Origin of the sequence: Pseudomonas helvetica (assembly GCF_039908645.1) — a bacterium.
Lineage (GTDB): Bacteria > Pseudomonadota > Gammaproteobacteria > Pseudomonadales > Pseudomonadaceae > Aquipseudomonas > Aquipseudomonas helvetica.
Genome location: NZ_CP150917.1, coordinates 1,310,619 through 1,323,708 on the forward strand (window position 1 = coordinate 1,310,619; position 13,090 = coordinate 1,323,708).

At 58.6% G+C, this 13,090-nt stretch carries 12 protein-coding genes and 1 pseudogene; 3 read left to right on the top strand and 10 right to left on the bottom strand.

Going from position 1 to position 13,090, the window contains the following annotated elements; translation table 11 throughout:
- Nucleotides 1-41: 41 nt before the first annotated feature.
- Nucleotides 42-812, top strand: a complete 771-nt coding sequence (locus AABM55_RS05840; RefSeq protein WP_347929062.1) for a MipA/OmpV family protein — start codon at nucleotides 42-44, stop codon at nucleotides 810-812.
- Between the two features lie 179 nt (nucleotides 813-991).
- Here the strand turns inward: AABM55_RS05840 and AABM55_RS05845 are convergent, their stop codons facing one another.
- The 7 genes from AABM55_RS05845 to AABM55_RS05875 form a co-directional block, all read right to left on the bottom strand.
- On the bottom strand, nucleotides 992-1,321 hold the full coding sequence (locus AABM55_RS05845; RefSeq protein ID WP_173859969.1) for a GlpM family protein: 330 nt from the start codon (nucleotides 1,319-1,321) through the stop codon (nucleotides 992-994).
- A 27-nt stretch (nucleotides 1,322-1,348) separates the two neighbouring features.
- The gene (locus tag AABM55_RS05850) at nucleotides 1,349-2,629 is read right to left on the bottom strand and encodes a sigma-54 dependent transcriptional regulator (RefSeq protein WP_347929996.1); all 1,281 of its coding nucleotides are present in this window, start codon (nucleotides 2,627-2,629) and stop codon (nucleotides 1,349-1,351) included.
- 44 nt (nucleotides 2,630-2,673) lie between these two features.
- A complete protein-coding gene (locus tag AABM55_RS05855; RefSeq protein ID WP_347929063.1) occupies nucleotides 2,674-4,575 on the bottom strand; it encodes a sensor histidine kinase in 1,902 nt (633 codons plus the stop codon).
- 246 nt (nucleotides 4,576-4,821) lie between these two features.
- A complete protein-coding gene (locus AABM55_RS05860; protein ID WP_054595876.1) occupies nucleotides 4,822-5,556 on the bottom strand; it encodes an amino acid ABC transporter ATP-binding protein in 735 nt (244 codons plus the stop codon).
- Nucleotides 5,553-6,224, bottom strand: coding sequence for an amino acid ABC transporter permease (locus AABM55_RS05865; protein ID WP_054595877.1), 672 nt, complete (start codon nucleotides 6,222-6,224; stop codon nucleotides 5,553-5,555). Before AABM55_RS05865 ends, AABM55_RS05860 begins: the two co-directional genes overlap by 4 nt.
- Complete coding sequence (locus AABM55_RS05870; protein ID WP_054595878.1) at nucleotides 6,224-6,970, bottom strand: amino acid ABC transporter permease; 747 nt, start codon at nucleotides 6,968-6,970, stop codon at nucleotides 6,224-6,226. Before AABM55_RS05870 ends, AABM55_RS05865 begins: the two co-directional genes overlap by 1 nt.
- A 191-nt stretch (nucleotides 6,971-7,161) precedes the next feature.
- A complete protein-coding gene (locus AABM55_RS05875) occupies nucleotides 7,162-8,076 on the bottom strand; it encodes a glutamate/aspartate ABC transporter substrate-binding protein (protein ID WP_347929064.1) in 915 nt (304 codons plus the stop codon).
- Between the two features lie 380 nt (nucleotides 8,077-8,456).
- Between AABM55_RS05875 and AABM55_RS05880 the strand changes: the two genes are divergently transcribed.
- Nucleotides 8,457-9,371: an alpha/beta hydrolase gene (locus AABM55_RS05880; RefSeq protein ID WP_347929997.1), complete on the top strand. Its 915-nt coding sequence runs from the start codon at nucleotides 8,457-8,459 to the stop codon at nucleotides 9,369-9,371.
- A complete protein-coding gene (locus AABM55_RS05885) occupies nucleotides 9,368-9,694 on the top strand; it encodes a hypothetical protein (RefSeq protein ID WP_347929065.1) in 327 nt (108 codons plus the stop codon). The genes AABM55_RS05880 and AABM55_RS05885 overlap by 4 nt, the downstream gene beginning before the upstream one ends.
- Nucleotides 9,695-9,712: 18 nt before the next feature.
- Here AABM55_RS05885 and AABM55_RS05890 read toward each other — a convergent pair.
- From AABM55_RS05890 to AABM55_RS05900, 3 genes and pseudogenes are all read right to left on the bottom strand, one after another.
- A pseudogene (locus tag AABM55_RS05890) lies at nucleotides 9,713-10,966 on the bottom strand (IS3 family transposase).
- 101 nt (nucleotides 10,967-11,067) lie between these two features.
- Nucleotides 11,068-12,534 carry a hypothetical protein gene (locus tag AABM55_RS05895; protein ID WP_347929066.1) on the bottom strand — a complete coding sequence of 489 codons (1,467 nt, stop codon included), beginning with the start codon at nucleotides 12,532-12,534 and terminating at the stop codon, nucleotides 11,068-11,070.
- Nucleotides 12,535-12,702: 168 nt separating this feature from the next.
- A complete protein-coding gene (locus tag AABM55_RS05900) occupies nucleotides 12,703-13,047 on the bottom strand; it encodes a hypothetical protein (protein ID WP_054595881.1) in 345 nt (114 codons plus the stop codon).
- Between the last annotated feature and the right edge of the window lie 43 nt (nucleotides 13,048-13,090).

The following is a 13,090-nucleotide window of genomic DNA, read 5'->3' on the forward strand; positions in this document are numbered from 1 at the left end:
CTGGGAGTTGATGCGCGCCTGTACTGATAAGGAATCGCTTTATGTTCAGGATTACCTCTGCTGTATTCACTGCCTTGCTGGGCCTTGGCGGCTTTTGCGCCACCGCGCAGGCTGCCGGGATAACCGGTGAGGCGGGTCTCGGCATGAGCAATCAGCCCTATGACCCCACGGGTAGCCGTTATGAAACCGTGCCGGTGCCTTACTTCGATCTGGACTGGGGCGATGTCAGCCTCAGCACCGACGACGGTTTGACCTGGAGCGCCTTGAAAGCCAATGGTTTCAGTGCCGGGCCGTTTATCAACTACATTCCGGGTCGTAACTCCAATGGCACGCTGCGAGGCCTGCACAATGTGTCGGCCATGGGCGAGGCCGGCGGCTTCGTTCAGTACAGCCCGGCTGATTTCTGGCGCATTTTTGCTTTCGTCGGCCATACCGTGGGCGCTAATCGCGGCCAGGGTGGTGTGCTCGGTCGGGTGGGCGGGGAAGTGGGTTATCCACTGGGGCTGGGGATCATTGGCAGTAGTGAACTGAGCGCCAATTTTGCCGATCGCCAGCAGACCCAGACATTCTTTGGTGTTTCCGCGAAAGACGCCCGGGATTCGGAGTTCCGTCCGTACAAGGCCAGTGGCGGCTTGCAGAATGTGGCGTTGACCCAGAACTTCGAGTTCCCGCTGGCCGCAAAGTGGTCGCTGGTGACCAGTGCCACCTGGAAGCACCTGACCAATTCGGCGGCGGACAGCACTATCGTCAAACAAGAAGGCCGCGTGAACCAGGGCGAGGTTCAGGCGGCGATCAGCTACAAATTCAATTGACCTGAGCTCAGATCCCCGTAGCAGCCTGCGTTCGGCTCGGTCCGCGCTCGGCTGCGTAGCAGTCGCAATCAAGTAACTCTCGGTATTTCTGGAAGTACCGGATGGCCGGTTTTACGACTGCTGCGTCCGAGCGTGGACCGGCCGGCGGGAGCAAGCTCCCTCGCCACAGGGGGTTGTGGTCAGGCGTGAACGCGGACCCAAACAGAAACCAGCACCGTCGCCGCCATCAGCCACGCAAGCGCAGCCACCGCCAGCGAGGCCTCCAGGCGAAGGCGATCGACCATCACATACAAGGTTGCCAGATAAACGAAGTACGGAATGATCGACCACATGCCAAACACGATGGTGGTCTTCAGATCGTCCAGCGAGCGGCCCTTGCCGACGATGTAATGGGCAATCAGTGCAAAGGTCGGAAACAGCGGCACCAGGCCTGCGATGTAATAGTTTCTGGTTTTGGCGAGGAAGGCGAGGATCACCACCACCGCGGCGCCCAGTGCAGCTTTTAACAGTAGATCCACGAAAACTCTCGCAGTGGGTTAGTGGCTCAAGCCGTATTTTTTAACTTTGTCGAACAGCGTGGTCTTGGCCATTCCCAGTTCCTGGCTGGCCTGGGTCAGGTTGCCGCCGCTGCGCTGCAAGGCATCGTTGAGCAGGTTGCGTTCGAAGGCTTCCACCGCTTCGGAGAACGCCAGGCCTTGGGCGGCGCCACCGCTGCCGGACTTCTTGAAGGCCGGCAAACCCAGGGCAAAACGCTCGGCGACGTTACGCAGCTCGCGCACGTTGCCGGGCCAGTCGTGGCTCATCAGGCTCGACAGGGTCTGGTTGTCCAGTTCAGGCAGCGCACGGTCAAAGCGCAGGGACGATTGCTGCAAGAAGTGTTCGAACAATTGCAGGATGTCTTCGCGACGCTCACGCAGCGGTGGCAGTTCCAGCGTCACAACGTTCAAGCGGTAATACAGGTCGCTGCGAAACTGGCCGGCCTTGCTCAAGTCGTCCAGGTCGGATTTGGTCGCCGCGATCACCCGGCAGTCGACCGCGACACTCTGGTTCGAGCCGAGCCGCTCCAGCGTGCGCTCCTGCAATACCCGCAGCAGTTTGATTTGCAGCGGCAATGGCATGCTTTCTACTTCGTCGAGGAACAACGTGCCGCCGTGGGCATGTTCGATCTTGCCGATCCGGCGTTTTCCGGCACCGGTGAACGCATTCGCTTCATGACCGAAAATCTCACTTTCGAACAGGTTCTCCGGCAGGCCACCGCAGTTCAGCGCGACGAATTGCTGCGACTGACGGCGGCTGAAGTCGTGCAGGCAACGCGCGACCAGCTCTTTGCCGGTGCCGGTCTCGCCTTCGATCAGCACGTTGGCCGACGTATCGGCGACGTTGGCGATCAACTCGCGCAGGTGCTGCATGGCGGGCGAGCGCCCGATGATCCGCCCCTCCAGGGAATCACGCTCGGCCAGTTGCCGGCGCAACGAGGTCACTTCGCGAGCCAGGCTGCGTTGCTCCAGGGCGCGGCGTGCGACGTCGACCAGGCGTTCGGGGGAGAACGGTTTCTCCATGAAGTCGTAGGCGCCTTTTTGCATCGCGCCAACCGCCATCGAGATGTCGCCATGGCCGGTGATCAGCACCACCGGCAGGCTACGGTCACGGGCCTTGAGGCGGTTCAGCAGTTCCAGTCCATCGATGCCCGGCAGGCGAATGTCGCTGATGACGATCCCGGCGAAGTTGTCGCCGACTCGCGCCAGGGCCTCTTCAGCGCTGCCAACGCCTTCGCAGGGGATATCTTCCAGGGCCAGCGCCTGCTGGCAACCGAGCAGGACATGGGGATCGTCTTCGACGATCAGCACACTAAGGTCGTTGTTCATATCGGCTCGGCAGGAACGGGGCTTACCAACGGTAAGCTGAGGACGAAAGCGGTACCACCGCTGGCCGGGTGCTCGACGCCGAGGTGACCGCCGGTGGCGGCCGCCAGGCTCGCCGACAGGGTCAGGCCAAGGCCCAGGCCCTGCTCGCCGGGTTTGGTGGTAAAGAAAGGTTCGAACAAATGCTTGCGGGCTTCGGCGTTGATACCGTGGCCGTTATCGCGGACGCGCAGGCGATATTTGCCGTCGACAATGTCACCTTCCAGCCATAGTTCGGGCAATGGCTGCGCTTGCATGGCGTCCAGGGCGTTGCCGATCAGGTTGACCAGGATCTGTTCCAGGCGGGTCTGGTCGATCTGTACTTGCACGTCGCTGAACTCGCGGTGCAACAGCAAACGAGCGCTTTCAAGGCGTGCGCCGAGCAACTGCAAGGCGGCATCTACCGCTTTACCGAGGCTGGCCTGGCCCTGATCGTCGCCGCGCCGGGCAAAGGAGCGCAGGCTGGCGGTAATCCGGCCCATGCGGTCGATCAGATCGTTGATGGTTTTCAGGTTGGCACTGGCGATGTCCAGCTGACCGCGCTCGAGAAAGCGCACGGTATTGCCGGACAAGGTACGCAACGCGGCCAGCGGCTGGTTCAATTCGTGGGCAATGCTGGTGGACATCTGGCCGATGGCCGCGAGTTTACCGGCCTGTACCAGTTCGTCCTGAGCCCGGCGCAAGGTTTCTTCGGCCTGGCGCCGTTCGCGGATCTGGCTTTTCAGGCGCTCGTTGCTGGCCCGCAGGTCGGTAGTGCGTTCGGTAATCCTGCGTTCGAGCTGATTGTTGGCTTCTTGCAGCGCTTCGCGGGCGGCGAGGCGGGTGGCGATGACTTTGCGCCGTTCGTTCCAGGCAATCAGCAGGAACGCCACCAGCGCGAAGGCCACCGCGACCAGGATGCCCTGGTTGATCGCTTCCCGACGCAAATCCCCGAGCGGTGTGAGCAGGGTGAAATTCCACGGTGTATCGCTCAAGACGCGGGTCTGCGACAGGTAACTGATTTCCTGTTCATCCGAGACCAGCTCGGCGTTGGCCGGGAAGGTGATTTTTTCCACGCCTTCGGACAGCCGTTCGCGGGCCAGCGGTTCCAGTTCGTTGAGCGGGTACCAGTAATATTGCAGGCTGCGGGCCAGGCGTTCCTTGGTGTCGTCGCTGAGCGGGCGAACCGATTTGAGCCGCCGCGCCGGGTCGCTGGACAGAATGATGATGCCATTCTCGTCGCTGACGAAGGCTTCCAGGCGTGCACGCTGCCAGCGTTCTTCCATGGCTTCGAGGCGGACTTTCACCACTGCGACGCCGATGATCTTGCCTTGCTCTTCCAGGCCATGGGCCAGGTAGTAACCGGGCTCGCCGTTGGTGCTGCCAATGCCGTAGAAACGACCGGGCTGACCGCGTACGGCATTCTGGAAATACGCACGGAAGGACAGGTCTTCGCCTAGGTAGCTGTCGACATCGCGCCAGTTACTGGTGGCCAGTACCCGACCGGTGGTATCCATCACGTAGATTGCCCGACTGCGGCTGCGCCGGTTCAGGCCTTCGAGGTAATCGTTGACCGCTTGCCGGTGCTCGGGCGTAGGGTCGCCCAACAGCTCTGAAACACTCGATTCGAGTTCCAGCAGGCTGGGCAGGTAGGTGTATTTGCTGATCTCGCTTTCGACCGCGCGGGCGTGCAGTTCCAGCTGACGTTGACCGTTCTCGCTCAGGCTGCGAATTCCGTAGTGCTCGCTGACCCAGAAGCCGAGGTAACCCAATCCGACCATCAGCAAGATGATCAGCGGTGGCAGGAACAGTTGGCGAATCAGACGAGGTTTCACGGCAAGTGATGGCGGCGCTGCGCGATAGAGAGTGGGGTCGCATTTCATCACAGATGCCTTGGGTCAACCAGTGTGGCGGCGGTCCTGCGCTCGTTTCAGTCGAGCGCAGGACCTGTGGCGAGGGAGCTTGCTCCCGCTGGGTCGCGAAGCGGCCCTAAAACCTGCCAATGCATTTAATCTGACACACCGCACTGACTGGTTTACGACTGCTGTGCCCGAGCGCGGACCGGCCGGCGGGAGCAAGCTCCCTCGCCACAAAGGCAGGCCCGCTCCAACAGGGAGCGGTTGCCGGTTTTAGTGCTGCAGAATCTTGTCGAGGAAGTGCTGCGCGCGGTCCGAGCGGGCGTTGATGTCGCCGAAGAACTCTTCCTTCTTGCAGTCTTCGATGATTTTGCCCTGATCCATGAAGATCACCCGGTCCGCCACTTTACGGGCGAAGCCCATTTCGTGGGTTACGCACATCATGGTCATGCCTTCGTTGGCCAGTTGCACCATCACGTCGAGCACTTCATTGACCATTTCCGGGTCGAGCGCCGAGGTCGGTTCGTCGAACAGCATGACGATCGGGTCCATCGCCAGTGCACGGGCAATCGCCACACGCTGTTGCTGACCACCGGAGAGCTGGCCCGGGTGCTTGTGGGCGTGAGCCGAAAGGCCGACGCGCTCAAGCAGTTGCAGGCCCTTTTTGGTGGCTTCTTCCTTGCTGCGGCCCAACACCTTGATCTGCGCGATGGTCAGGTTTTCGGTGATGGTCAGGTGCGGGAACAGCTCGAAATGCTGGAACACCATGCCAACGCGCGAGCGCAGTTTCGGCAGGTCGGTCTTCGGGTCGGCGATGGAGGTGCCATCGACCACCACGTCGCCTTTCTGGAACGGTTCCAGGGCGTTGACGCATTTGATCAGGGTGGATTTGCCGGAGCCAGACGGTCCGCACACCACAATCACTTCGCCTTTTTTGACCTCGGTGCTGCAATCAGTCAGTACCTGGAAGTCGCCATACCACTTGTTGACATTCTTGATAGAAATCATACGGCAAACCTTTTTTGCAGACGCTTGACCAGCCGTGAGGCGGCAAAGCTGATTGTGAAGTACACGAGACCTGCGATGATCAGGAACTCATTGGCGCGGCCGATGATGTCGCCACTGGCCCGCGTAGCATTGAGGAAGTCCACCAGGCCGACCGTGTAGACCAGCGAGGTATCCTGAAACAGGATGATGCTTTGTTGCAGCAACAGCGGGGTCATCTTGCGAAACGCTTGCGGCAGGATGATCAGGCGCATCATCTGGCCGTAGCCCATGCCCAAGGCCTTGGCTGCGCCCATCTGTCCCTTGGGAATCGACTGCACGCCGGCCCGGACGATTTCGCAGAAATACGCCGCTTCGAACATCATGAAGGCCACGATGCACGAGGTGAATGCACCAATCGGCGTGTCTTCGCCGGTAATCCAGCGCAGCACGAACGGTACCGCCAGGTAGAACCAGGTGATCACCAGCAGCAGCGGGATCGAGCGGAAGTAGTTCACGTAAGCGCCGGCAATGTTCGACAGCAGCTTGCTGTGGGACAGGCGCATCAGCGCCAGGAGAGTGCCGAGGATGATCCCGCCGACGACGCCGAGTACCGTCAGTTGCAGGGTCATGACCATGCCGTTCCACATGCCGGGGACGGCCTGTACGACGCCACTGAAATCGAGATCCATTATTTACCCCCCACGGAAATCAGGCCGGGCACCGCAACTTTCTTCTCGACCATGCGCATCAGCAGCATCAGGCTCATGTTCAGGGTGAAGTAGATCAGGGTCGCCAGGGTGAAGGCTTCGAACAGGTTGGCGGAGAACTCCGCGGTCTGTTTGGTCTGTGCGAGCAGCTCCATCAGGCCGATCAAGGAGGCGACGGAGGAGTTCTTGAAGACGTTGAGAAATTCCGAGGTCAGCGGCGGAATGACGATCCGGTAGGCTTGGGGCAGCAGCACATTCCAGTAGATTTGCGGCAGCTTGAAGCCCATGGCGCGGGCGGCCGATTCCTGGCCACGCGGCAGCGCCTGGATACCCGTGCGCACTTGCTCGCACACTCGGGCGGCGGTGAACAGGCCCAGGCACACGACGACGCTCAGGTAGGCCGAGGTGGTCGGATTCAGGTCCTGCTTGTACCAGTCTTGCAGGTTTTGCGGCAACAGGTCGGGCACCAGGAAGTACCAGATGAACAGCTGAACCAGCAGCGGTACGTTACGAAAGAGTTCCACATAGCAGGTGGCGATGCCCGATACCAGGCGATTCGGCACGGTACGCATGACGCCGAGCACCGAGCCCAGCATCAAGGCGATGATCCAGGCCACGATGGCGATGGCGATGGTCCAGCCCAATCCCGTGATGAACCAGTCGAGATAGGTCTCGCTGCCCACGCCGGTGGACTTGAAGAACACGCCCCAATCCCAGTTGTAATTCATTAGGGTCTCCCCTCAGATCGATCGATGTACAAGTGCCTGCCTGGGGAAACTCCGTTCCCTCTGATCTCGACGATCAGGCACACGCGATCGGCTCGACAACCACCGGTTCGAGTGTTTCCAGAAAGTGCCAGCAGGTAGTGACAGCCTCCTGAAAGGGCGCAGGCCCTGTCAGGAGGTGGGTCAGTCAGAAATCAGGATTTCTTTTCTTCAGCCGCTTTGTCGGTCGGGTTGGCGATCAGGGCCTTGAGCTCGTCGCTCATCGGGAACATCAGGTTCAGGTTTTTTGGCGGGATTGGCTGAGTGAACCACTTTCCGTAGATAGTGTTGATATCGCCGGACTTGTAGGTCGCGACGATGGCGTCGTCTACAGCCTTCTTGAACGGCGCGTCGCCCTTGCGGACCATGCAGCCGTAGATTTCATAGGACTGAGCAGTACCGGTCACGGCCCAGTCATTCGGATTCTTGGCCTTGGCCATTTCACCGGCCAGCAAGGCGTCGTCCATCATGAAGGCGACAGCACGGCCCGATTCCAGCATCTGGAAGGATTCGCCATGGTCTTTGGCGGAGATGACGTTCATGCCCATCTGCTTGTCGGCGTTCATCGACTTCAGAATGCGCTCGGACGTGGTGCCGGCGGTGGTCACGACGTTCTTGCCCTTGAGGTCGGCGAAGTCTTTGTAGGTCGAGTCTTTTTTCGACAGCAGCTTGGTGCCGATTTCGAAGATGCCAACAGAGAAATCAACTTGTTGCTGACGCTCGGTGTTGTTGGTGGTGGAACCGCACTCGACGTCTACAGTGCCGTTTTGAACCAGTGGAATACGGGTTTGCGAGGTGACCAGGTTGTACTTGACCTTCAGGTTTGGCATGTCCAGGTCTTTCTTGATGGCTTCGACGATTTTCAGCTGAATATCGTGGGAGTAGCCGACCGGTACACCGGAAGCATCTGCAATGTAGGAAAACGGAATAGAAGCGTCGCGATGCCCCAGGGTAATGGTGCCGGACTCTTTGATCTTTTTCAGGGTGCCGGTGAGTTCGGCGGCGAAAACTGGCGTGCTGATCAGAGCGGCCGTAATGGCTGCGCCCAGGATATGGGGAACGATGCGCATCAAATTTTCCTCTACATTGTTTTTATATGGAGCCAGTTTGTCGGCTCTTTTGTACTGCTGAATGCCTTGACGGCTCCTGAAGTGTTGGCACATCAGGCATTCGTCCCAAGTTGTAGAGCATGAGTCGTGCCAGTTCAGGATTTATCAATCAACTTATTGATTTTAAAGGATATTAAATTTTTATAGGATTGGATTCAGGACTTGATAGTCCGGTTAACCGAATCGACTGATGGGTCGCGTTCGGAAAACCGAATGCAAAAAATCGCAGCCCGCGGCAGCGCCTACGCTGGAATGCGATCCCCTGTGAGTTGCCGCAGACCGCGATGCCGATGATCTGAATGGCAGCGGAGTTCTTCACCTTCATTGCGGGGTTTCAACGGATGAAAGTCCTCGGCATCCTTTGCCTTCTCCTGACCCTCGGCGGTTGCAGCTCCTTGCTGTTCTACCCCGATCCCGGTCTGCCGTTTACCCCGCAAAGAGCCGGGCTTGAATACCGTGACATCACCTTGACCAGCGCTGACGGCGTGAAACTCAACGGTTGGTGGCTGCCGGCCAAAAAAGGCGTAGCGGTCAAGGGCACGGTGCTGCACTTGCACGGCAATGGCGGAAATCTCGCCGGGCATCTTGGGGCCAGCTGGTGGCTACCGAAGCAGGGTTACCAGGTGCTGCTGGTGGACTATCGCGGCTATGGGCTGTCGCAGGGTAAACCCGGCCTTCCGGCGATCTATCAGGACATCGACGCTGCATTCAAATGGCTGGACCAGGCGCCAGAAGTTCAGGGCAAACCGTTGATCGTCCTGGGTCAGAGCCTTGGCGGTGCGCTGGTCGTGCATTATCTGGCTGAACACCCGGAGCGTCAGCCCCGGCTCAAGGCGCTGGTCCTCGACAGCGTGCCGGCCAGTTACCGGGATGTCGGGCGGTTTGCACTGAGTTCGTCGTGGATGACCTGGCCGTTTCAGGTGCCGTTGTCCTGGCTGGTGCCAGACGCCGACAGCGCGATCTACGCCATGCCGCAGCTCAATCGCGTGCCAAAACTGATCTTCCACAGCATCGACGATCCGCTCGTGCCTCTTTCCAATGGCATCCGACTGTATCAAGCTGCGCCCGCGCCCAAGGTCCTGCAATTGACCCGAGGCGGGCACGTGCAGACCTTCAGCGTCCCGATCTGGCGCACTGTCATGCTGCGTTACCTCGATGACCCGCAGCACTTCAACGGTCTGCGCCGCCTGGGCGAAACGCCCAATTACCCGGCACCCCCGAATTCAAAAGTTGAACCTCCAGAGAGTCCGCAATGAGTGAAGAACGTAACGCCATCCCGCTGATCATCACCGGTATCTGCAGCATCCTCGGCACTGTCGGGACCTTGTGGTTCTACGGTTACCTGCACTTCGCCAAACCGGAAGACGCGCTGCTGCTCAGCGACTTCACCATGCTCAAGACCATACCGGGTGAAGACTACAAAGTCTCCCTGGAGCCGGCCGCGCAAGTCGCCCAGTGCGTCGATGGCGTACTGGTGCTGTTCGACACCGAACAGAAAGGCCTGACGGGTGTGCTGGTCAACAACAAGAAAAAAGCCGTGCGTTGCATGGGGCAAGAGACCCCGCAGCTGGAGCAGTAACGGTTTAGATCGGATTGTCTAGTCCTGAAATAGGTTTACACCTGTTTCACTTCAACGCCCGATGCACCGCATCGGGCGTTTTGTATTTCAAAGACAAGTGCGGTCGCTCGCCGTTATAGATCGATACCGACTCACTCACCATCTTCTTCGCCTGCGTCAAATCCTGCGGTCGCTGGAGCATAAGCTCTGTCTTTAATATCCCGTTGACCCGCTCTGCCAATGCATTTTGGTAGCAGTCATAGCCGTCCGTCATAGAACACCGGATGCCGTGTTTCGCGTGCAGTTCCTGGTACATTCCCGAGCAATACTGGCTGCCTCTATCCGAGTGGTGGACCAGCGACTGCTCCGTTCGACGGCGTTTCACCGCCCGGCGCAGCGCATGCGCTACCGACTCGGCGTGCAGGCTTTCATGGACGTGATAGCCCACGATCTTTCGCGAAAAAGCATCCGTCACAAGGCTTAGATAGGCCACGCCTTCCTGAGTTGGCAAATAGGTGATGTCCGCCACCCAGACTTGTTCCGGGCCGCTTGCAACAACCTGATCAGGACCGGGCTTGAGCAGGTTCGGATGGCGTCGAAAGCGATGATGGCTGTCGGTCGTTTTGTGATAGGCCCGCTTGCGGACCACCAATAAACGCCTTTCGCGCAGAATCGAAAACAGCCGATCTCGACCCACTTGCAGCTCAAGTTGAGGCTGGCAATGCAGCAAGTAATGCAGCTTTCGGGTGCCCAAGCGCGGCTGCCGCTGACGCTTTTGCTGAACGAAGTCGGCAACTTTCTGGTCCAGAACGAGACGAGCAGCATCGGCGCGATTGCGTTTGTAGTAAGCCTGTCGGCTTATCCCCATGAACTGGCAAGCCCTGCTGATACTCAGGTTTTGGACTCGCTTTTGCGCGAGGACTTGCCGGGACGCTTTTTTATGACAGAAAGGCCGTAGTCATTCTTCAAGACATCCACGACAGCTTCGAAAAACTGCGCTTTCTGATTGGACAGAGCTAGCTGCTCTTCAAGCTCTTTGATGCGTTGCTCTGGCGTTAATGGTCGGTTTTTGTCGGGCATAGACCCCATCCTCGGCGAGCCAATGTATGTGCCTGGGCTCCAATCTTGCCGACCGTGCTTGCGTAACCACGTCAGAACGGTCGTTTTGCCTTGAATCCCGTAGCGCTCCTGAGCCTCTTTATAACTCAGCTCGCCTTTTTCGACCTGGTCGACGACCGACAATTTAAAAGTCAGCGTGTAGTCTCGCTGACTACGCCTTTTTGCTGATTCCATTATTCCCTCCTGAAAATAGATCAGAAGGTGTAAACCTTATTCAGGACGGGACAGATAGAAGAAAAAAAGCCCCGCTTCTTTGGCTGGAAGCGGGGCTTTTTCTATTGTTTGGCAACTGATGTGTCGGGTTTTACGGTGACCTTGATCGATGTTCGATCAATGATGCCGCCGTAGTTCTGATTCAAGTTAACTTGGTAGGTTGGACCTGGTTTCATCCCATGATCCCATTCCGATATTCTCCAGTTGCCTGCCCCGTCAACGTTGGGGGGCGCGAGAGTCCAACTGAACAGTGTCGAGAGGTTAATGACCCTTACGCTGAATGACGCGTCGGGTAGTCCGCCCCCGGTGAATTGCACAACTCGGTTGACCACATCTCCATCTTTGGGCGTCGTGAAGGTCGGCTTCTTCAGGGAGGAGCACGCCGGCTGTGTTTCCCCCTTGAGGCCAACAGAAATGGCAGCATTCGACTCCACCAAGGGATCAACTGCGCACACATGTACGGTAATACCTGCTGCTTCATCCTTTAGCGTTCTACCCGCTTTCAAGGTGGCATCTTCTGTTGAGACCGTTTCGGGTGCGCTATCGACTTGTATGTCCTGAACGTATTCAGCCATCTTGGTGTAGCGCACCCCGACACCCTTGGCATAGCCCGTTGGAAACTGACTGTCGAACGGTGGAAAGAGGGTCTGACGAACTTCCAGCGCTATTTGCTTAGGCTGGTTTGGGGCTGTTGTCGGGAGATCAATCAAATAGCTGTTTCCGAGGGCGAGGCGGTAGATGCCCGACGCCTTGATGTGGGTTACCCGGGACTCATCCAACCAGCCCGCATACCAGCGCAAGTGCGTGGGATACAGAACCGACCCGCCGCCTGACACGGGATTACCGTAATCGGGGTAGAAGATGATTTTGCAGTGGTCGGGTGCCGTGATGACATTGCTGCTCAGAGGGCAGCCGGAATAGGTCGGCCCGCTGATAAACCCCAGGTTATTGCCGAACAGGCGAATCCAGAGATGCGAGCTCTCTGGCTGGTTGTAGATCGCCAGCACTCGGCCAGGTGCGTCAGCACTCCCGGTACCAATACCGCAGGAGGCTGCGATGAACAGATAGTCAAAGTCGTCGGGGTTCAGGCCTTGAGCCCTGGCGGCGGCTTCGGCTGGGCCTTTGACTGCGTCGCGAGTGTTACAGATGGCCGGTTTTGGCCCGAGGTCAGCGGTGATCATCGTGCCTTCCAGCGTCAGCTTCCTGCCTGAAACATATGAGATATACCGGCGTAAGGAGCTTTCGCTTTCTGGAGAAAGACTTTGTTTCCAGAGCTCTTCCTTGTCCATCGCAGGCATGCCGGCCCACCGACCGACCACCAGCAACACCTTTTTTGTACCCACGACCGGTCGTTGGTTGACCCCCGGAACGGGCAGGGGCTCACCGGTAAGAATGGCCTCAGGGTCGAGATGGTTGTACCTGGACTCGCCGCTTGTCGACACGCCGACGTTCGAGTCATGGGTGGACTGTGCACACCCTCCCTGGATCAGCGCCGCACACAGCAGCAAAAAAACTGTCAGCAGTCGCATGGTGTTGCTCCTTGATGCCCGTGATCCTGGCCAGGAGCTCACTTTTACTCGCGACGCTGGAGGCTGCCTACTGTCAGAAATAACAGGTGGCGACGAGTGGCAAGAGCGTGCGTATACACAAGAGCCCCGCCTGATCACCTCAGACGGGGTTCTTGCATTGCGGGCACGTCAATGTTTTTGCTTGCCGTTCTGAGCCGATAAATCGTGCAAATGGCGCCGCGACAATTCGAGAAAGCGCGGTGTCGGGCCAACGTCTTCGTAGAGCGGGTCGCCTTCCTCATCGGTTGCGACCACGTGCTGACCCTTGATGTAAGGGAAACTCGCTTCGAGCTCTTCCAGGGCGGCGCCAATCAGTTCGCCCAGCAGTTCTTCGGGGTGGCGTTTGGGGTACATCTCGGTAAGCGCGGCCAACCGCGCCGCGGCTTCGACGTCCAGGTGAATGGTGTAGCCGGTCTTGGTCAAACGGCCTTTGGCGGTTTCTTCCCAATGCTGGGCTAGCTCACGGATTTTCATAATGACCTCAATAGGCACCTGCTGGTGGCAGGGGAGATGAGTG